This is a genomic window from Thermoproteota archaeon, from assembly GCA_003352285.1.
Classification (GTDB): domain Archaea; phylum Thermoproteota; class Nitrososphaeria; order Nitrososphaerales; family Nitrosopumilaceae; genus PXYB01.
In genome coordinates, this window is record QQVN01000005.1 from 381,207 (window position 1) to 398,952 (window position 17,746).

The window sequence follows — 17,746 nt, forward strand, 5'->3', positions numbered from 1 at the left end:
TTTTAAGAAAACATGCTCTGTACGGATTTAGCACTAGAAGAAAATTCATTTTGAGATTAAATACAATAATTCAAAAAAAATTTCAATGAAAGATGAAGTAATAATTATTGGTGCAGGTGTAAGTGGATTATCATCTGCGGCATTATTGGTAAAAGAAAAAATTCCAGTCAGAATATTTGAAAAATCTCCTAAAGTTGGTGGTAGAACAACATCTACTAGTTACAAGGGACATATTTTGGATAATGGATTTCATATTATGCCATTTTACAAAACGTCGGCAGTTTACAAAGTATTAGAAGAGATAGGAATAGTTTCTGATTTAAAATTATCAATTGTCGATGATATTACTTTTTTTCAAGAAAAAAAATTTCATAAATATCCAAAAGGTATTTTGGATTTTTTTCAATTATCAATTGTTCCAATGAAGAGTAGACTAAAGCTGTTAAGGATACTTTTGCCAATGGCATTCACTTCGATGGAAAAAGCTCAAGAGTTAGATTCAAAATCATTAACTGAAATTACAAAAGCGATGGATGAGAAAACAAGATCTTTTTTTGATGCAGTGTGTATGTTAGCTTTTGCTGATACACCTGATCATGTATCACTTGGGGAATTTGTACGAACAATAATCAGGGCTAATCCGTTTAAGGGCGGAACAAGTGAGTTTGGTTATCCATCAGAAGGTGGATATGACAAAATTTCAAAGATATTAGAGGAGTATGTCAAAAATAATGGTGGAATAGTGAACCTATCTACCCCAATAAAAAAAATTGTAATACAAAATAATTATGTAAAGGGAGTCGTACTAGAAAGTGGAGAGTTTTTCCCATCAAACTGTGTGATAGTCTCTAATCCAGCATACATTGCCGTAAAGAAATTCTTTGATGATGAAGTTTTTGATAAAAAATTCTTATCCAAAGTTGAAAAACTAAACAAGACAACATCAGTAATTGAGGTACATTTTTGTCTCTCAAAAAAGATTGATTCTAGACAGATTGTTTTTCCTGTAGGAAGCAGCTATACTGCAAAAGGTGTTTTTTTTATCACAAACATTGCACCATCTGTATCTCCTAAAGGAGAGCATCTAGTCATGGCAGGCACTCCTGTTCCATCTGAATATACCGACAATCCACAAATGATTAGAGAAGTGGTAGACAGAATGAAGGCAGATATTTCTCAGATTTATCCTGATTTTAAGGAAAATCTCCTTTGGGAGAAACCAATGGCATGGAAATTAGTTGAAGCAGTTGTAAAAGAACCGGGATTAGTCTGGAAACAAAAGATGCCGCATAACATAGAGGGAATCAAGGGATTATTCTTTGTGGGAGATTCAACCATTAGCTATGGAATAGGTACTGACTCTGCAGCACATAGTTCTATGTTATGTCATCCAAAGATAATCAATCATTTGAAAGAAAAATCAGAGCAAGAGATTCAGATTAAACAAAATTAAGTTCCAAAAAATTTTCTTAGTGATTTAGTATATGGAATTGTTTTTTTATTGATTCTTGATAATTATCAAAAGAGTTTTTTTGATCAAAACACTTTTTGCAGATACATATTTGTGAAACTTTTTCTAGATCACAGTTTTCAATAAACTCGCATTGTTGACATCCTGCAGGCCCACCACAAACTCCACACTTTAGTTCCTTAACTTCAGCACACTTTTCATGCTTTACGCCCAATCCTTTTGCCCACAATCCAATTTCATTAATCTGAATTTTTTCATTACATACTATACATGTCCCAGGAAATTTCATGGGAATTTTTCTCCAGCTCATTTTATTAGCTCCATCTCTTTTTCAACGAGTTCACCAAAACTTTCCTCTAGAGGAAAGTTAAATTGTTTATTCTTTAGACAGAATAACAAATACGGTAGGTAAAACGTACCAAATGTACTACGTGAAATGTGCATCTGTTTTGCCATTACAGTTGCAAATGCCTTGATGTTTTTACCATCCCAACGTAATCGATTCAAAAGGGGCCAGGATAAATTGAATTTGTTATAACGAATGGATGTATCTTTTTTGTATAATTTAATCAGAATAGCATCAAGATAACGCAGTAATCTCCATTCTTGGTTCTTCATTATTTTTCCATATAGGATGTCAGCCTCAGATACTACCTGAAGCATGTTTTGCATGTCATCATTTGAAATCCTGCTAGTCACAATACTAGAATAGAATGCAATAATCTTCTCTCGTGGGTCTATCTGCATAGAATACAAAACAATTCTTGCCTCATCTAGTGTGTTTGATTTGAAAAACGCATTGATTCCATCTTCAATATTTAATGTCTCAAATGACTTTTCAGTGGACGGATTAAACCCAGTAACCATAGACTGAGTCATATTTATCATGGAGCGGATATCCCCGCGTGATTCATCGATGACTTTAATCACAGAGCCTGGGGAGATTTTTGCACCTTCTTTTTTTATTATATTTTCAAGATAGAGGCGTAAGAGTCTAGGCGGAATTGGTCTAAACACGATAGATTTTGTCACTTTTTTGATGCTCTTCATCTTATCAGAAGAATCAGAATTTGCTGCAAGTATCATTGGAACTGTCGGTTCTTTTAGAATGTTGATCAATGCTTCTGTACCACCGTAATCTGAGCGGCCGTGAATTCCGTCAACTTCGTCAACAAAGATCATTGGAGTACCCAAGACACTGACGTTCCCAAGTACAGGACTAAGAATATCATTAATCTGAGCTTTGCTTCTGACATCACTTGCATTGAGACCAATCATGTCATAACCAAATTGTTTTGCAGACAAATTTGCAATCGTTGTTTTACCGATTCCCGGCGGTCCCACTAACAAGAGGGGTTTTGTTCCCTTTTTCCATTTTGCAAACCACTCTACAATTGCTGCGCGTGCCTCTTCATTTCCAACCATTTCAGAAATGCTTTGAGGTCTATGTTTTTCTGACCACATCAATTTGAATCACTTTGGAAGTTTTGATTCAAAGTCAGACCACATGTTGGCTTTTTGTAACTTGTTATACCAAAATTGGTTATAGTGCTCAACAGTTAGGAATAAGAACTCTAGAAATTCTTTGTAAGAGAATCCTTCTGGGAGTAATTCCAATGCTAATCTTGCATCCTGCAAATACAGATTACTTTTTTCCAGAGTTAATTCAAATCCTTTTTTTACATTACCGGAAAGTAGGGAATAATAAAGTGGCCAAGATGGTATCTTAACAAATCCATTTTTGATAGAATCTTCAATCTCATTTCCACATCCTACTCCTTCGGCAGCTCTTGCCATACCCAAGTAGAAGATTTCACCAAGAGGTCTTTGAGCTAGTGCCATGTTTCTTCCTGCAGTGCCCATGACTGCTCGATATTTTTTGTAGCACTGATTCATTTCTTCTTCAGTGATTTCAGTTGGTTTTGATTTGAGTTTTGTATCAATATACTGGCCTATTCTTGCATCCTTGAATCCCTCTTCAAATTCTTTGAGAACAGTATCGCCACCCTTTGCTATTTTGTCTCGGGCAAGTTTGAGTATGTATGGATTCATTAGCTTGTAATCATCAAGATAGTCAAGATCCTCATCCTTGTCTACTATTCTATCCATTGGCTCACTAAGGTCTATTGCAATGATATGTCCGTCAACCAAGTTTTCACGCATTTGAGGATCTGATGTTCCAGCATAGTCAGCTGCTGCATCATACAGTGCGTTAAAGACAGGAAATGTCATCTTTACAAAATTTGAGTTTAGTATTCTCATCACTCGATCCTGTAAGACGTCAGAACTTTCGAGTTTTGATTTAATTGGATCAATCTCTGAGCTTTTTAGAATAATCTCAGTTGAGCCTACCTCGTTTCCAAACGCTTGTTGTGTAGAATTTGGATTTGAATCAGATTTTATCTCTTTAAGAAGATCACTTGCAAATCTTTTTGCAAAGTTTGGAAATTCGTTTTCAGTCTCCTCCTTGTATTGATTGAATAGTTTGAATCCTTTTGATTTGAATAATCCCTGCTTGATAATTTGTTTGCCAGGCTTTGTACTCATTAGAGCTTCTTTGCTTACTACAGATTGATCTTTTCCACTCACGTACCAAAGGCGATTTTATTGTTATTTATGCTTTCAATGTCTCTTTCACTTAAATTACGATTTCAGACAGATCGGTTATGGAAGTAATTGATGTAATCAAGGAAGCATCAAGACGAGTTTATGAAAATGTTAAGGACTTGGCAGGAACAGATGATGCTGCAGGAGATTTTGGAAGAGGTGCAGGAGGAGATATCTCAAGAAACATCGATGTAACCGCCGAAAAAACAGTGCTTGATTATCTAAGCGAGATTAATTTTGAATGCATTGTGTTAGGTGAAGAATGCGGACGAGTTGAATTATCAGACAAGCCAAAAGGGTTCATTATAATGGATGCAATTGATGGTTCTGCAAATGCAGTACGAGGAGTACCATTCTTTTGTTGCTCACTTGCATTTGCAAAGGAGGATAGGCTTAGCTCCATTACCGATGGTGCAGTCACTGACCTCACAAATGGAAACATGTATTGGGCATCAAAGGGAAAGGGTGCATTCCTAAATGAAAATAAGATCAAAGTTCACGGAGAGGAGCCAGTTTACAGAATTGTTGGAGTAAACGCATCAGGGGCTGATGCAAAGCTGTTAGAAAAATTGCAACCAATCTTTGAGAAACACAATCACATCAGACATCTAGGTGCAAATGCACTAGAGATGGCACTCTTTGCAAGAGGCTTGATGGATGTATTTATCGATTTGAGAAATAAGATTAGAATTCAGGATATAGCTGCAGGATATCTGATTGTAAAGGAGGCAGGGGGATTATTATTGGATGAAAATCTTAAACCACTTGATTCGGATTTAAGCTACAAGACAAGATTGTCATTTGTCGCAGCATCAAATCAAAAGATGCTAGATGAAATAATGTCTCAAATGAAGTAATCAATGAACTATTTGTTAAAGAAAAATGAAAAAAATTATTGTCCAGTGGGATTCATCAAAGCTGCTCTTTCTTTGAGTTTTTGGTCAACAGGTGCCATGATATAGTCACCTGCTTTTGCGTCACACTGACCAATATTTACAGCATATCCGTCCGGAGTTTCAGCAATACAACCTGCGTCAGTAACTGCAATGATCTCTACTCTTTCTATAATCTCAGCTGGGCTAACATACCACATCAGATAAGCAAATAGAGATATCCCAATTGCAGCCAGCACACCAGATATTATAAGATATGTTGTAACGCTTGATGATTTTTTTTCTTTAGTTGGTATAGCAGACATTGAAATAATTAGGTAAAATTTGGATAAAAATACGCAATAGGTTTTCCACTGTTGATTTCCAAAATTGATAATCGTGAAAGGAAATTGTACCCGGTAATAATATCAGATATTACCGTATATTACACATGAAACAATATCTTGTCAGTTTTGATTTTTCAAAAAATAGGCATCTGAATAGACTTGTTAGAATTTGCCTAAGATGTGGGAGCTCAAATACTTGCGTTAATCAATATGGAATTTTTTGTAGAAACTGCGGATTTTTGTGGGATTACGAGTAAAATGGCTGCAACATGTAAAGGAATGTGTGAAGAGTACAAGAGTCAAGGAATTACCATGAAGGAAAAATATCAACACGGTCAGAAACGATGTACATACTGTGGTTTGTTTTTGACATGTAAGGGACATAGATGTCCGTGTTGCAAAACTATCTTACGAACAAAACCTAGAGGTAGATCTTCAAGTAATAACAGAATTTAGTAAAAATTTACCAGTATGCACTGTTTGTAAATCCAATATTATCAATAATCTGTACATTTAGCTCCTCTAACCCAAATACAACATAGGTAGCCTTTACTTTACATTGATAGAGAAAGTATTTTTTTCCATCATCGGTAACTACAGAACCTGTTACCTTTAGAATTTTTTTATCAGTAAGATCATTGACTCGTCTATATGCGGTAGTCATGGGAATATCAAGTTCTTTGACAATATCAATTACAGATCTAGGTTGTTCAATTGTATAGTTCATTATATTTCGAGAATAATCATCAGCTAATGCATCAAGTAAAGCAGTTTTAAGAGGAGAATCACTTGGTAATGTTCTGATTTCGTCTGCCATGCATGTTTAATGATAAACTGATTAAAAAATTAAGAGGCAAGCAATTTTCATATTTAATTTCCATTGATGAAAATTATCTCCCTTGTTATATTGAATATTGTATAATGAAAAGTATGAGTTTTAGTCATACTGTATCTACAGCAAAAACAATAGAGAGTGCAATACAAAGTCTTACTCAAAACCTAAAGGAGATTGGGTTTGGAGTACTTGGTTCTCTAAATTTTAAGAAAATATTGGAAGAAAAGGGCTTAGAGTTCAAAGAGAATTATGAATTGTTAGAGGTATGTAACCCAAAATTAGCAAAACAGGTTTTAGATTCAAATCCAGAATTGGGTCTTTTGTTACCCTGCACAATAGCAGTTTACCAAAAGAAAGGAAGAAATTTTATCAGTCTTGCAAAACCTTCAGCCTTACTTGGTTTAGTTTCAGAAAATAATATGCAATTTTTGGGAAATGAGATTGAGAAAAATCTGATTGATATAATTGAAAAATCAAAATAATGTCTAGATAATTCACTAATTTGCAGCAGGTTCTGGTGTTGCTGCCATAGTACCAAGAATCTTGTCAATCTCGTTTATTGCAAGCTTATCACGGCCAATTAATTCAAATTTTTGAAGAATAGTTTCAAACTTTGTCTCTTCTTGGACTTGTTCATCTACGAACCATTGTAGAAATGTAAACGTACTGTGATCTTTTTCTTTTTGTGCCAACTCTACAATTTTATTTATTGATGCAGTAACTGCCTGTTCATTTTTTAATGCTATTTTGCATATCCCCTCAATTGATTTGAAATCCTTTGGTGGTTGTTTTACTGCTGGAATTACTACTGTAACACCAAGATCATTTAGAAATTTTATAATCTTGAGCATATGCATGCGCTCTTCATCTGACTGAGCATAAAACAGACCGGCAGTTCCTTCATACCCAGTAATTTGAGACCAAGATGCCATTGACAGATAGTAATTTGATGCAAATGCCTCCATAGCAATTTGATCATTTAGTGCTTTTGTCATCTTGGCAGAAAGTTTCATGTTATAATTTCACACATGATGATTAAAAATCCTTCTCAAGATATTATTTAGAAAAAACTTATGGCGCCCTCGGCGGGATTTGAACACGCGTCTCAGCCGTGACAGGGCCGAATTCTAGACCGGGCTATACTACAAGGGCGCAGTAATTCAAAACAAATTTGCCAGTTTAAAACTTTCCTTCAGATCAAAATTTGTTGTAAAAGACTAAATTATACACGCCGGGCAGTGTTGTGGGGGTCTGTAGCGCAGCCAGGTAGCGCACCGGACTTTTAATCCGGTTGTCGTGGGTCCGAATCCCACCAGACCCGCTACTAAATATGCCAAAAATTCCTTCATTGATTATAAAATCAAGTCAAAATCAAGATTCAAGAATTATGGCATCATCATTTGGTTTCCAGACATAGTATTGTTCTTTCCCATCATCATGTGTTCAGTTGACATTGTTCCATTCTTACTCATCATACCCATCATGTGTTGCTTCATCTGAGGATTGCTATTCATCATCTCTGCCATCTTTTCCATATGGTTTGGATCATTCATCATTTGTTGCATATGGCTTTTATCATTCATCATGGTCTGATGAAATTTTTGCATAGTACTTTCGTCACTCATCATCGCTTGCATCCAACCATCCATTACCTGTGGATTCTGCATCATTTGTTGATGCCATTGGTTCATTGTTTGAGGATCATTCATCATTTGTTGCATATGTTGAGAACTCATAACAGGCATAGTTTGAGATGGTTGTATCGCGGCGTATCCAATACCAATTCCTGCAAAGAACACACCTATTGTGATTCCAATCCAGATGCCTCTACTAGTCATTTTCAGTATTATTCCTATTTTAGAGTATTATAATGGAGGGATAATTATCTAGGATGATTTTCACTTGTGAAAATTGTTTCTTTGTAAATTATTTTGTCAGTTCTTTTACTTTTGAGGATAATGCATCCAGTGAATTTGTGACATCGTTGTCTCGTTTTATAGTACCGCCCCGGTATGCATGAATCTTTGTCAATCTATTTTCAATCATTCTCTTTTGTTCTGAAAATCCTGATGAGCCCTGGGATTTTCTCTCCTTGAGTGATGATGCAATGGTAGTACTCTTGATGATTTCAGTTACAACTTTAGAGTCAACTCCTGTTCCATGAATTGATTTTGTTATCTCAGATGGCGTGAGTTTTGATAATTGTTTTTTTGATTGGTATGCTGTTTGTACCAGCTGTCCTGCAATCTTGTGAGTTGTCCTAAACGGAACACCGCTTTGAACTAGTTTTTCTGCAATGTCTAGTGCAATAAGATAACCACTATCTGCAGCCTTTTTCATGTTCTTTTCATTAACAGATAGTGTCAACAGCATGGATTTCATTACAATTAAGGCACTGATTGAAATTTTTGATGTCTTCCATATTGATGATTTTATCTGCTGTAGGTCACGTCCGTAACCTGTTGCCAATCCCTTTACAGTGGACAAAATTGCCATCAAGTAACCAATTATTTCAGCTGTCTTTCCACGGGTAAGCTCCAAGATGTCAGGATTCTTTTTTTGTGGCATAACACTTGATGGAGAAGTAAACTCGTCGGATAATTCTATGAATGAAAATTCAGATGTTGACCAAATTACAAAGTCCTCAGCAATCTTGCTAAGGTTTGTCATTAGAATTGCGATTGCAGAGACATATTCTGCTACAAAATCCCTAGTGCTGGTAGCATCAATAGAGTTCTCAACTATTCCCTTAAAGCCCAACATCTTTGCGGTGCTTTGCCTATCAATTGGGATGCTAGTGCCACCAACAGGTCCTGCACCCAATGGGCTCTCATTTACTCGTCCATATGTGACGTATAGTCGGTCTAAATCACGAAATAATGCATCGGCATGTGCCAATAGATAATGCGAGAATGTTCCTACCTGAGCTTGCTGCAAGTGAGTATAAAGCGGCATGATTGTTTTGTCATGTTTTTGTGCAAGAGACACTAGAGCTTCAATTGTATCTAGCAAGCAATTGCACAAGATGTTAATGTCATCTCGAATCTTCATTCGAATATCAAGTGAGACCTGATCATTGCGAGATCGTGCAGTGTGCATCTTTCCACCGCTTGCAATTCCTGCCTTTTTGATTACTAGTGATTCAATTAGTTCATGAATGTCTTCAGAATCAGATTGTGTGTCAAATTTTTCTTTCTTGAGTTCCTCAAGTGCTGATAAAATTTTCTTGATATCATTTTTTGAAATAATATTATTCTCATACAGCATTATTGCGTGTGCTTGACTGCCCAAGATATCATACAATGCAATCTCAGTATCATCTGATATTGATGAAACATAATCAAGAGTTATTTTGTTGAGGTCATTTCCTAGACGTGACCGATACATCACGATTATTTCTAGAATGGTTATATATAGCATAGACGATTTGCCGTTCATGTCACAAGACGTCAAACAACTTCGTGTGAAAATTTTTGATGAACTATCAAAGATCGTAGATCCTGAAATCAACACATCAATTACTGATTTAGAATTGATTGATGAAGTAGACATTAATGAAAAAAATGTTAAAGTGGATTTGCATCTGACTAGTCCATTTTGTCCAGCAGTGTTTGGATTCAAGATCTGCCAAGATATTCATGATAATCTGCTAAAGGTAGATGGAATTGATGATGTCAAGGTAAATGTCTCAAATCACTTTATGGCAGAGCAGATTAACAATCAGGTAAATAACAGCCCAAATCCAAAAAAGCAGGGCTAGTTAACGATTAAAGCCTAAGAGATATCCTCGAAGTAGTTGAATTCCCATAGCAGGGTCAACTCCCTTTGGACAGACCTGGCTGCAAGATCCGGCAAAATGACATCTCCATATACCATGTGATTCATCAATAACTTTTAGTCTGTCATCCTTTCCTTTGTCACGATTATCTGCAACGTATCGGTATGCTTGTGCCAATGCTTGTGGGCCAACAAAGGATGAATCCATAGTCATTGTTGGACATGCAGAGTTACACAGGCCACATTTTATGCAGCCAGCAAACTGGATGAATTTTTCAAGCTCTTCTGGTGTTTGAATGTGTTCTTTAGTTCTGTCAGTAACTTCTGTCTCATCGTTAATCATAAACGGCTTTACTTTTTTGTGGTTTGCAAACATTCTATCAAAGCCAACTGTAAGATCTCGAATTATTGGAAAGTTATTCATCGGCTCTACTGTTACAACATTAGAGTTTAGCTCACTAATTTTTGTAAAGCATGCCAATCTTGGTTTTCCATTAATAACCATTCCACATGAACCACATGTTGCCTGTCTGCAGGAATATCGCACAGCAATAGAATGATCAAAATGTTGCTTTGCCTCAAGAATTGCTTCAAGGACTGTAGTCCATTTCTGAACAGGTATCTGAAAGTCCATGAATTTTTTCTCACCATCGACATTTGGATTAATTCTTGCAACACGCAGTGTGATTGTCTGAGAAGGAGATACATTACTAGATGATTGTTCAGTAGCTAATTCTGTTGCCATTTACACCATCCCCATGCTCGTCATAAATATAGTTCGTGAACCATATGCAATTACTGCAATCATTGCAGCTATACACCCATACGATACTGCTTTCTCATATGACGGTCCTTGTTTAAACTCCAGCAATATAACCCGCAATCCATTGAATCCATGAATGGATAATAGTATCAAGATTATCTCAAGCATTCCAGCATATGGTAGGAACTGGTAATTTGCAATTACACTCTCATACTCTAGTGATTGAGAGAAGTCTTGTGTTAGTCTAAACAAAATATGCACTGCGACAAGAGCAACTGCTCCAAGTGCAGTTCCATAGTGAATTTTCATAATTGTGCTTTCTCTCATTTTATTCACCAAACATTACGGTCATTCCGTACATCATTGCTATTGCAGCCAATACTATTGCAGAGTAGATTCCAATTTTGTGTCGATAGTTTTGAGAACGTGGAGTGTATGGATAGTCAGCTCTACCTGGAGTTCCAACGCCAATACCACCATGTCCTAGCATTACACGAATTCCGTTTACAGTATGAAAGACACACATTCCAATTACAATGGTAAGAACGATGTGACCCTCTGTGGTCTGTGTCATGGCAAGGACTTCTGCCCAACCGGCCTTTCCTTTTAGAATATTACTTGTTTCATAAATGTGAGCAACAAAATATGCCAACAGTCCCAATCCTGTCAAGCGCATTAACCAATATGCAAAGCGCTCAATCCCGTATCTTCCGGGATTTGCCATTCCCTTGATTCCTTCTTTGTTCTCGTTTACTTTGTTTTCATCTACTTTTGGCATTCAGTATTTCCTCTCCACTGGTTGGTAATTAGTAATTGTTACAGGATGAGTCTTCATTATTGGCTCTTTTGGATCATAGTATGCCAAAGTGTGATGTAAGAATTTTGTATCGTCACGTTTTGGATAATCAGTTCTTGCATGAGCTCCTCTTGATTCTTTTCTGTTGATTGCCCCAATCAGTACAACTTCTGCCACTCTAAACATAGAATCTAGCTCCATTACATTTGTAAAGTTTGTATTGTATTCTTTGGCTTTATCATCAACATGTTTCCAGGTTTCTTCACGTAGTTTTCTAAGCTTCCTCAAACCATCAACGAGTTTTTCTTCAGTTCTGTATACGTATGCTTTTTCATTCATCATATCAGTAAGCTCCTGTCTAATCTCGTATGGATTTGCATCTCCATTTCCGCGAAATATTCCATCATAGATTCTCTTCTCTTCTGCAGTAACTAGATGATGTGGCCATGGTGTAGAAGGAACTCCTTTTTTGATGTATTCAGCAGCAAGTGAGCCTGTGATGTTTCCCCATACAATGCATTCTGATGTGGAGTTTGCGCCTAATCTGTTTGAGCCATGAACGCTGTTACATGCAGCCTCACCAGCAGCCCAAACGCCTTGTAATTCTGTGGCACCATCAATGTCAGTGTGAATTCCACCCATCATATAGTGACATACTGGTCTAACATCCATAATCTCTTGGGCAGGATCAATACCGGAGAACTTGATTGAAATCTCTCTGATTCCTCCAAGTTTTTCTTTGATTACTTCATCACCCAAATGACGCAGGTCAAGCTTCATACAGTCAACACCTGTCTCATGTTTGAATCCTCTGCCTTCGTTAATTTCAGTAATCATAGAACGAGAAACAATATCTCTTGGTGCAAGCTCCATCTTGTTTGCTGCATATTTTTTCATGAATCGCTCACCCTTGTTATTTAGAAGGTAACCACCTTCACCTCTTGCTCCCTCTGTGATTAGAATTCCAGATGGTAAGATTCCAGTTGGGTGGAACTGAACAAACTCCATGTCTTTGAGTGCCATTCCTGCACGAAATGCCATGTCTAGTCCATCAGGTGTTGAAGAGTGAGCATATGTTGAAAAGCTGTACAGTCTTCCTGCACCGCCAGTTGCAATGATTAGTGCTTTAGCTTTAATTGAATAAAATGTTCCAGACTTTAGATCAATTGCAGTAATTCCTAGAAATCTCTGACCATCGTGAATTATTGAAGTTGCAAACCATTCATTGAGATATTCAATATTATCAAATCTCTGACATGTATCATAGAGTGTCTGCATCTCAAAAAATCCAACTTTATCAGATGCATAAGTTGCTCTTGGAAAACTATATCCACCAAATGCTCTTTGATCAATTCTTCCGTCCTTTCTTCTAGACCAAGGCATTCCCCAGTGTTCTAGCTGGTAAACTTGTTTTGGCATTTCACGACAAAGTCTTTCAGCGACATCTTGGTCTGCTAAAAAGTCACTTCCCTTTACCGTATCATAAATGTGAGATTCAATAGAGTCACCTTCTTCTTCAAACAGTACTGCAGCTGTACCACCCTCTGCAGAGACTGAATGTGAACGCATAACCTGAACTTTAGATACCATTGCAATTTTGATATCAGGACTTTTTTGTGCAGCTGAAATTCCAGCACGCAATCCAGCCAATCCGGAGCCACAGATAATCAAATCATATTCGATTGACTCGACCATTTTCAGTCAGACTACCATGAGGGTGGTTAAATATGTAGTATAGAATCCCCTTGATCCGAATAATTAATATATATCGCTAGCGATATCACTAGTGATGATTTCAGACTGGTTTCAAAGGGTAGGCAGTTCGGTACCCAGAGGATTTTCAAGATACTACATCTTGGAGCTCTTAAAATCAAAACCATATTCTGGCAAAGAGATTATCGATCATGCTTCTGAGCAAAGCCAAGGCATATGGAAACCATCTCCAGGATTGATCTATCCATTACTTGGCAGGCTACTAGATGAGGGATTAATCGATGAAACAAAGGATGGCAAGTATCAGATTACATCAAAGGGAAAATCAACAGCAGAAGATGTCGAGAAGATTCATGATGTTGTAAGAAAACAACTTGACGTATTGTTTAGACTAGGAAACATTGGACGCTTTGTAGCCATGGATACTTTGGAGAAGATCTACAGCATGGGCTCATTATTGAGCTCAAATGCCGAAAACATGACAAAGCAAGAGACTGAAAAATATAGAAAGTTCCTCCAGTCAGAGCTTGAAAAATTAGATGAAAAATCAGCCAAAAAGAAAGGCAAAGAGTTCAAGGTAGAATAGAAAATTCAGCATTTATTATTAGTCAAGTTTTAAGAGTTTCATGATAGAGTCAGATGATGCCTCAAAGGTTTTAGAGACAGTTGCCAAAAACCTGATAGGAGTATCAAGAGATAAGGCAAATTTCCAAAAACTTCCAGATTCCTTTTGGGGTTACTTTGCAAGAGGACATGACAAGAAAGGAAAATTTGGTGTAATAGTAACTTATTCAGAAAAGGGTACTGATGTAGATGAGTTGATTGCAATGTATGAAAAGTGGGTTTCTCAAAACAAATCAGATGAATTAAAATCATAAATAATTCACCGCCAAATCTTCCTCATTGAAAAAATTCAAGGCCATTCTAAAAAAGAAAGGACCGCTTGTAATTCCAGGTGTCTATGATGCAATAGGTGCAAAGATAGCGCAAAAGGTTGGGTTTGATGCAATGTTCCAAACTGGATATGGCACCTCTGCAACTCTATTTGGTATGCCTGATTATGGCTTTATTGGAGCCACCGAAACTGTGGATAATGCAAGGAGAATCTGTAGAGCGGTTTCTACTCCGGTAATTGTAGACGTAGATACAGGATATGGTAATGCCCTCAGCGTATGGAAACTAGTCAAGGAAATTGAGAGTGCAGGTGCATCTGGAATTTTTCTAGAGGATCAGAGATGGCCAAAAAGATGTGGACATATGCAAGGAAAGGAAGTAGTGCCGTATGAAGAGTATGCAGAAAAACTAGGTGCTGCGTTAGATGCAAGAAGCAGTAAGGATTTTGTTATTGTTGCAAGAACTGACGCAAGAGCAACTCAAGGATTGGATGCTGCAATAGAGCGTGGATTAAAAAATAAAAAATTAGGAGCAGACATTATTTTTGTTGAAGCTCCACAATCAATTGAGGAGATGAAGATTATTGGCAAATCCATTAAAGCTCCACTTGTTGCAAATATGATTGAAGGTGGAGCAACACCAATTAGTTCTGCATCAGATTTGTACAAGATGGGATTTAAGATAATTCTGTATCCGCTTTCTGTTTTGTTTGCAAATACATTTTCGACAATGAATGTTCTCAAGGAATTAAAGAAGACAGGTGGAACTAAAAAAATTCAAAAGCAACTTGTAGACTTTGAAGAGTTTAACAATTTAGTAGAGTTATCAAAGTTTAGAAAGCTAGAAAAGAAGTACGGATATTCAAAAAGAGAATAAAAAATGTCAAGTAAAGCGCATTTAGGATGCGTTTCTCTTTACTTCAATTTCTATTGTTGATACGTTTCTTTGTTTGCCGTCTTGTGACTCTAATGATTCAGAGCCAATCTTGATTTCACCAATAGAGTATCCAGCGTTTTCGGTTTTTCGTGAGATGATTTGTGCTACGTCAACTGCACGTCCGATGCTGAGACCTCTTGCCTTGATGTGTACGGAAGGTAAGTTTGCCAATTGAATTAGCGTAGAAGTAACATACGCCATCAAAGGTTTCTTACCAATGAATATGGTGTCTCTTGCTTCGTTTGACATAGGCCTTGAGATTACTCAGGATAATTTAAATCTAAGATCAGCGAATTTGAATATTGGGGGAATTTTTTTGAAAAAATCCAAAATTCAAGATATGGAGAGCGATAATTTATGGTAAATAATGCGGAAATTACAAAAATTTTAGATTCTGATTCAAAAGATTTGAAAATTCAAACTCTAGAGTCACTTTCTGAAGCAAAAGACCCAGAAATTATCAGAAAAATTATCACAAAATTAGATGATCCGGATATTCAGGTTAGAGGGGAGGCATTTAGCGCCCTTGTTCTAAATGAAAATGACATCTCAGAATTTTTAATTCAAAGTCTTGATTCTGAGAGCAGATATGTAAGAGGTTTTTCTGCATTAATTTTGGCAAATAGAAATGAGAAAAATTGTATCGAGTCAATCATCAAACTTACAGAAGATCAGAGCTCCATGGTTCGCGAGTGTGCATTAGGAGCATTAGGATTTCTAAAAGCAGAAAAGGCAAAAGATGTCATTCACAGATGTTTCTTTGATTCAAGCATTGAAGTGAAAAAAAGTGCGCTAAAGGCTGCAATCGACATTGGAGAAACAGTTCACAAAGAAGAGATAGATAAAATTTCTAAAGAAAAAGATGCAGAGCTTGAAAAGCTAATAGTCTTAGCTCAAAAGAAATCATAAGTGGACCGGGAGGGATTTGAACCCTCGATCTCACCCATGCCAAGGGCGTATCCTACCAGTCTAGACGACCGGCCCAAAGTGATCAGCAAGAATCTGCGATCGAATAAGATTTTTTGGATTGGTTATTAACGTTTTAGATGTTAGGCCAATTTCCCAACATCCTAACATAAGATATTTAACCACTGGAGATCACGATCAATACTGCATGGTTGTAGAAAATAAGGCCACGATTACATATATTCAATTACTAAAAGAAGATCTTGCAATATTCAGACTAGTTCCAAACGATGGGGTAGTTCCAGATTACCACGCAGGTCAGTTCATTACAATTGGAATGAATGTTCCAAGTGAGGGCAAAGTCATCAGAAGAGCATACTCTATTGCATCACATCCTGAAAACAAAAAATACATTGAACTTGTTATCAGATGGGTAAGAAAACCACTTCCTGGAAGATTAACCACTCAATTGTTTAATGCAAAAGAAGGAGATGAAGTAACTTGGATTAAACCAACTGGTGCAGCACTATCAATTAATGAAACACTTCCAAACGGTAACAAAGACAACAGAAGAATCGTATGTATTGGTGGTGGTACAGGTATTGCACCATTTGTTAGTTTTGCACAACATCTCCATGATGTAGGAGACAAACGAGAAATTGTTGTATTACACGGTGCCAGTTATGTTGATGAGCTCAGCTACAAAGAACTTTTCACTAATCTAGAATACGAAAGCCTCGACAAAGGCAAGGACAAATGGAATTTTACTTATCGCGCAACTATCAGTAGACCACAAGACTGGTTTAACAGATCATGGGGCGGACAAACTGGAAGAGTTGAGACATTTCTGAGACCACGTGAAGACGGAATGTCACCACTTGAAGAATTAGTTGGCGAGAAGATTACAAAAGACAACACAATGTTTTACATTTGTGGTTGGCAAGGAACAATTGATGGTGTAATGGACTTCTTAAAACCAAAGAACTTTGTTACGCAAAGAGAAAAGCGAGCTGACGGAAGCTTCGAAGTAAAGTTCGAATCATACGGATAGCAGTAGATTTTTTTAAAGAAATAATATCATGCACTAGAATTTACCTACGGGGACGTAGGTTAGCTTGGTAGACTGCCAGCCTCGGGCGCTGGAGATCATGGGTTCAACTCCCATCGTCCCCATGTTACAAATTCAATCATTGAAATAGGACAAATGAAATCATAGTCTGATTGGCAACTGCATTATACCTTGCACATTTGAATCCAGTAACAAACGCTCATGTTGAAATTATTAATGATCTAAAATCACAAGCTGACAAAATAATTGTAATGCCGGTTATTTTCATGAAAGAAGATTCTGAAATTAATAGTAAGAGTTTTCCATTTGGTTTTGAAATACGAAAAAAAATGATAGAATCAGTTTTTGGTGATTCAGTTGAGGTATCACGAAATTATACATTCTTTGCACCATTCTCAAAATACATGCCACCTCTTTTATCACCAAACTCTTGGAAGCTTCGAAAACAGATTCTAAAAGGAATAGAGGATGATTATTTTACATACACTGGAGACAAAGCAGAGGGATACATGCTCAAGATGTATCGATTAAGACCAAAGGTTGGTACCAGAAAATCAATCTCAGCTGCATCAGTCAAAGAAAAGATGTATGATTCAGTAGAAAGGGCAGATTCTGGATGGAAGAATGATGTACCTGAATCTGTTGCAAAAATTATTCAAGAAAATTGGAGCATAATAGAGAAATTTGCGAAATTGGAGGATTCTACCACACGCGTACTGGGAATGAAGTTTCCTAAAGAAGGCTGGTCAAAATAATGTCC

Annotated in this window: 24 protein-coding genes and 4 tRNA genes; 13 read left to right on the top strand and 15 right to left on the bottom strand. The window is 36.9% G+C overall.

All coding sequences use genetic code 11. From position 1 onward, the window contains the following. Positions 1–85 precede the first annotated feature (85 nt). Positions 86–1,453 (top strand): FAD-dependent oxidoreductase, encoded by a 1,368-nt coding sequence (locus DWQ18_08420; protein ID RDJ33172.1) that lies wholly within the window; start codon positions 86–88, stop codon positions 1,451–1,453. A 16-nt stretch (positions 1,454–1,469) separates the two neighbouring features. Here the strand turns inward: DWQ18_08420 and DWQ18_08425 are convergent, their stop codons facing one another. From DWQ18_08425 to DWQ18_08435, 3 genes are read right to left on the bottom strand one after another with little or no spacing between them, the layout of a single operon-like run. Then, positions 1,470–1,781 carry a hypothetical protein gene (locus DWQ18_08425; protein RDJ33173.1) on the bottom strand — a complete coding sequence of 104 codons (312 nt, stop codon included), beginning with the start codon at positions 1,779–1,781 and terminating at the stop codon, positions 1,470–1,472. Next, the gene (locus tag DWQ18_08430) at positions 1,778–2,935 is read right to left on the bottom strand and encodes an AAA family ATPase (GenBank protein RDJ33174.1); all 1,158 of its coding nucleotides are present in this window, start codon (positions 2,933–2,935) and stop codon (positions 1,778–1,780) included. Before DWQ18_08430 ends, DWQ18_08425 begins: the two co-directional genes overlap by 4 nt. A gap of 9 nt (positions 2,936–2,944) precedes the next feature. Continuing rightward, positions 2,945–4,060 (bottom strand): hypothetical protein, encoded by a 1,116-nt coding sequence (locus DWQ18_08435; GenBank protein RDJ33175.1) that lies wholly within the window; start codon positions 4,058–4,060, stop codon positions 2,945–2,947. 77 nt (positions 4,061–4,137) lie between these two features. Between DWQ18_08435 and DWQ18_08440 the strand changes: the two genes are divergently transcribed. Next, on the top strand, positions 4,138–4,935 hold the full coding sequence (locus DWQ18_08440; GenBank protein ID RDJ33176.1) for a fructose 1,6-bisphosphatase: 798 nt from the start codon (positions 4,138–4,140) through the stop codon (positions 4,933–4,935). 35 nt (positions 4,936–4,970) lie between these two features. On the opposite strand, the gene DWQ18_08445 is transcribed toward DWQ18_08440, so the two are convergent. Next, positions 4,971–5,171 carry a hypothetical protein gene (locus DWQ18_08445; protein RDJ33452.1) on the bottom strand — a complete coding sequence of 67 codons (201 nt, stop codon included), beginning with the start codon at positions 5,169–5,171 and terminating at the stop codon, positions 4,971–4,973. Between the two features lie 384 nt (positions 5,172–5,555). Between DWQ18_08445 and DWQ18_08450 the strand changes: the two genes are divergently transcribed. Beyond that, on the top strand, positions 5,556–5,753 hold the full coding sequence (locus DWQ18_08450; GenBank protein ID RDJ33453.1) for a hypothetical protein: 198 nt from the start codon (positions 5,556–5,558) through the stop codon (positions 5,751–5,753). Positions 5,754–5,760: 7 nt separating this feature from the next. Here the strand turns inward: DWQ18_08450 and DWQ18_08455 are convergent, their stop codons facing one another. Beyond that, positions 5,761–6,114, bottom strand: coding sequence for an ArsR family transcriptional regulator (locus tag DWQ18_08455; GenBank protein RDJ33177.1), 354 nt, complete (start codon positions 6,112–6,114; stop codon positions 5,761–5,763). 113 nt (positions 6,115–6,227) lie between these two features. On the opposite strand from DWQ18_08455, the gene DWQ18_08460 reads away from it, so the two are divergent. Next, the gene (locus DWQ18_08460; GenBank protein ID RDJ33454.1) at positions 6,228–6,614 is read left to right on the top strand and encodes a DUF302 domain-containing protein; all 387 of its coding nucleotides are present in this window, start codon (positions 6,228–6,230) and stop codon (positions 6,612–6,614) included. A gap of 15 nt (positions 6,615–6,629) precedes the next feature. On the opposite strand, the gene DWQ18_08465 is transcribed toward DWQ18_08460, so the two are convergent. Both DWQ18_08465 and DWQ18_08470 read right to left on the bottom strand, forming a co-directional pair. Continuing rightward, positions 6,630–7,145, bottom strand: coding sequence for a ferritin (locus tag DWQ18_08465; protein ID RDJ33178.1), 516 nt, complete (start codon positions 7,143–7,145; stop codon positions 6,630–6,632). A 61-nt stretch (positions 7,146–7,206) separates the two neighbouring features. Further along, positions 7,207–7,284: transfer RNA gene (locus DWQ18_08470), tRNA-Asp, on the bottom strand. Positions 7,285–7,379: 95 nt separating this feature from the next. Here DWQ18_08470 and DWQ18_08475 point away from each other — a divergent pair. Continuing rightward, positions 7,380–7,453: transfer RNA gene (locus tag DWQ18_08475), tRNA-Lys, on the top strand. A gap of 64 nt (positions 7,454–7,517) precedes the next feature. Here DWQ18_08475 and DWQ18_08480 read toward each other — a convergent pair. Together DWQ18_08480 and argH are read right to left on the bottom strand one after the other, a co-directional pair. After that, entirely contained in the window at positions 7,518–7,970 is a 453-nt protein-coding gene (locus tag DWQ18_08480) for a hypothetical protein (protein RDJ33179.1), read from the bottom strand. 88 nt (positions 7,971–8,058) lie between these two features. Then, positions 8,059–9,519, bottom strand: a complete 1,461-nt coding sequence (gene argH, locus DWQ18_08485) for an argininosuccinate lyase (protein RDJ33180.1) — start codon at positions 9,517–9,519, stop codon at positions 8,059–8,061. A gap of 49 nt (positions 9,520–9,568) precedes the next feature. On the opposite strand from argH, the gene DWQ18_08490 reads away from it, so the two are divergent. Further along, complete coding sequence (locus DWQ18_08490; protein RDJ33181.1) at positions 9,569–9,892, top strand: DUF59 domain-containing protein; 324 nt, start codon at positions 9,569–9,571, stop codon at positions 9,890–9,892. Here DWQ18_08490 and DWQ18_08495 read toward each other — a convergent pair whose 3' ends face one another. From DWQ18_08495 to DWQ18_08510, 4 genes are read right to left on the bottom strand one after another with little or no spacing between them, the layout of a single operon-like run. After that, complete coding sequence (locus DWQ18_08495; GenBank protein RDJ33182.1) at positions 9,893–10,654, bottom strand: succinate dehydrogenase/fumarate reductase iron-sulfur subunit; 762 nt, start codon at positions 10,652–10,654, stop codon at positions 9,893–9,895. Beyond that, the gene (locus DWQ18_08500; GenBank protein ID RDJ33183.1) at positions 10,655–10,999 is read right to left on the bottom strand and encodes a succinate dehydrogenase; all 345 of its coding nucleotides are present in this window, start codon (positions 10,997–10,999) and stop codon (positions 10,655–10,657) included. It abuts the gene before it with no gap. 1 nt (position 11,000) lies between these two features. Next, a complete protein-coding gene (locus DWQ18_08505) occupies positions 11,001–11,450 on the bottom strand; it encodes a succinate dehydrogenase (protein RDJ33184.1) in 450 nt (149 codons plus the stop codon). Continuing rightward, positions 11,451–13,163 carry a succinate dehydrogenase/fumarate reductase flavoprotein subunit gene (locus tag DWQ18_08510; protein ID RDJ33185.1) on the bottom strand — a complete coding sequence of 571 codons (1,713 nt, stop codon included), beginning with the start codon at positions 13,161–13,163 and terminating at the stop codon, positions 11,451–11,453. It abuts the gene before it with no gap. A gap of 94 nt (positions 13,164–13,257) precedes the next feature. On the opposite strand from DWQ18_08510, the gene DWQ18_08515 reads away from it, so the two are divergent. From DWQ18_08515 to DWQ18_08525, 3 genes are read left to right on the top strand one after another with little or no spacing between them, the layout of a single operon-like run. Further along, positions 13,258–13,767, top strand: coding sequence for a PadR family transcriptional regulator (locus tag DWQ18_08515; protein RDJ33186.1), 510 nt, complete (start codon positions 13,258–13,260; stop codon positions 13,765–13,767). Positions 13,768–13,807: 40 nt separating this feature from the next. Continuing rightward, positions 13,808–14,059: a hypothetical protein gene (locus DWQ18_08520; GenBank protein RDJ33187.1), complete on the top strand. Its 252-nt coding sequence runs from the start codon at positions 13,808–13,810 to the stop codon at positions 14,057–14,059. 43 nt (positions 14,060–14,102) lie between these two features. Beyond that, on the top strand, positions 14,103–14,951 hold the full coding sequence (locus DWQ18_08525; GenBank protein ID RDJ33455.1) for a carboxyvinyl-carboxyphosphonate phosphorylmutase: 849 nt from the start codon (positions 14,103–14,105) through the stop codon (positions 14,949–14,951). A 21-nt stretch (positions 14,952–14,972) separates the two neighbouring features. Here the strand turns inward: DWQ18_08525 and DWQ18_08530 are convergent, their stop codons facing one another. Further along, positions 14,973–15,260, bottom strand: a complete 288-nt coding sequence (locus DWQ18_08530) for a DNA-binding protein (protein RDJ33188.1) — start codon at positions 15,258–15,260, stop codon at positions 14,973–14,975. A 108-nt stretch (positions 15,261–15,368) separates the two neighbouring features. On the opposite strand from DWQ18_08530, the gene DWQ18_08535 reads away from it, so the two are divergent. Continuing rightward, on the top strand, positions 15,369–15,920 hold the full coding sequence (locus tag DWQ18_08535) for a HEAT repeat domain-containing protein (GenBank protein RDJ33189.1): 552 nt from the start codon (positions 15,369–15,371) through the stop codon (positions 15,918–15,920). A 1-nt stretch (position 15,921) separates the two neighbouring features. Here the strand turns inward: DWQ18_08535 and DWQ18_08540 are convergent. Then, positions 15,922–15,995, bottom strand: a tRNA-Ala gene (locus tag DWQ18_08540). 130 nt (positions 15,996–16,125) lie between these two features. On the opposite strand from DWQ18_08540, the gene DWQ18_08545 reads away from it, so the two are divergent. The 3 genes from DWQ18_08545 (at position 16,126) to DWQ18_08555 (ending at position 17,741) form a co-directional block, all read left to right on the top strand. Next, positions 16,126–16,968 (top strand): ferredoxin--NADP reductase, encoded by an 843-nt coding sequence (locus DWQ18_08545; GenBank protein ID RDJ33190.1) that lies wholly within the window; start codon positions 16,126–16,128, stop codon positions 16,966–16,968. Between the two features lie 48 nt (positions 16,969–17,016). After that, a tRNA-Pro gene (locus tag DWQ18_08550) sits at positions 17,017–17,090 on the top strand. A gap of 48 nt (positions 17,091–17,138) precedes the next feature. Further along, positions 17,139–17,741 (top strand): hypothetical protein, encoded by a 603-nt coding sequence (locus tag DWQ18_08555; GenBank protein RDJ33191.1) that lies wholly within the window; start codon positions 17,139–17,141, stop codon positions 17,739–17,741. Positions 17,742–17,746 lie beyond the last annotated feature (5 nt).

What these genes read in the sequence shown, in the direction of transcription:
- DWQ18_08515 (RDJ33186.1), top strand. Translation starts at nt 13,258, where the DNA reads ATGATTTCAGACTGGTTTCAAAGGGTAGGCAGTTCGGTACCCAGAGGA.
- DWQ18_08530 (RDJ33188.1), bottom strand. Translation starts at nt 15,260, where the DNA reads ATGTCAAACGAAGCAAGAGACACCATATTCATTGGTAAGAAACCTTTG.
- DWQ18_08420 (RDJ33172.1), top strand. Translation starts at nt 86, where the DNA reads ATGAAAGATGAAGTAATAATTATTGGTGCAGGTGTAAGTGGATTATCA.
- DWQ18_08545 (RDJ33190.1), top strand. Translation starts at nt 16,126, where the DNA reads ATGGTTGTAGAAAATAAGGCCACGATTACATATATTCAATTACTAAAA.
- DWQ18_08430 (RDJ33174.1), bottom strand. Translation starts at nt 2,935, where the DNA reads ATGTGGTCAGAAAAACATAGACCTCAAAGCATTTCTGAAATGGTTGGA.
- DWQ18_08520 (RDJ33187.1), top strand. Translation starts at nt 13,808, where the DNA reads ATGATAGAGTCAGATGATGCCTCAAAGGTTTTAGAGACAGTTGCCAAA.
- argH (RDJ33180.1), bottom strand. Translation starts at nt 9,519, where the DNA reads ATGTATCGGTCACGTCTAGGAAATGACCTCAACAAAATAACTCTTGAT.
- DWQ18_08500 (RDJ33183.1), bottom strand. Translation starts at nt 10,999, where the DNA reads ATGAGAGAAAGCACAATTATGAAAATTCACTATGGAACTGCACTTGGA.
- DWQ18_08490 (RDJ33181.1), top strand. Translation starts at nt 9,569, where the DNA reads ATGTCACAAGACGTCAAACAACTTCGTGTGAAAATTTTTGATGAACTA.
- DWQ18_08440 (RDJ33176.1), top strand. Translation starts at nt 4,138, where the DNA reads ATGGAAGTAATTGATGTAATCAAGGAAGCATCAAGACGAGTTTATGAA.
- DWQ18_08445 (RDJ33452.1), bottom strand. Translation starts at nt 5,171, where the DNA reads ATGTGGTATGTTAGCCCAGCTGAGATTATAGAAAGAGTAGAGATCATT.
- DWQ18_08425 (RDJ33173.1), bottom strand. Translation starts at nt 1,781, where the DNA reads ATGAGCTGGAGAAAAATTCCCATGAAATTTCCTGGGACATGTATAGTA.
- DWQ18_08450 (RDJ33453.1), top strand. Translation starts at nt 5,556, where the DNA reads ATGGCTGCAACATGTAAAGGAATGTGTGAAGAGTACAAGAGTCAAGGA.
- DWQ18_08495 (RDJ33182.1), bottom strand. Translation starts at nt 10,654, where the DNA reads ATGGCAACAGAATTAGCTACTGAACAATCATCTAGTAATGTATCTCCT.
- DWQ18_08535 (RDJ33189.1), top strand. Translation starts at nt 15,369, where the DNA reads ATGGTAAATAATGCGGAAATTACAAAAATTTTAGATTCTGATTCAAAA.
- DWQ18_08455 (RDJ33177.1), bottom strand. Translation starts at nt 6,114, where the DNA reads ATGGCAGACGAAATCAGAACATTACCAAGTGATTCTCCTCTTAAAACT.
- DWQ18_08505 (RDJ33184.1), bottom strand. Translation starts at nt 11,450, where the DNA reads ATGCCAAAAGTAGATGAAAACAAAGTAAACGAGAACAAAGAAGGAATC.
- DWQ18_08480 (RDJ33179.1), bottom strand. Translation starts at nt 7,970, where the DNA reads ATGACTAGTAGAGGCATCTGGATTGGAATCACAATAGGTGTGTTCTTT.
- DWQ18_08460 (RDJ33454.1), top strand. Translation starts at nt 6,228, where the DNA reads ATGAGTTTTAGTCATACTGTATCTACAGCAAAAACAATAGAGAGTGCA.
- DWQ18_08465 (RDJ33178.1), bottom strand. Translation starts at nt 7,145, where the DNA reads ATGAAACTTTCTGCCAAGATGACAAAAGCACTAAATGATCAAATTGCT.
- DWQ18_08510 (RDJ33185.1), bottom strand. Translation starts at nt 13,163, where the DNA reads ATGGTCGAGTCAATCGAATATGATTTGATTATCTGTGGCTCCGGATTG.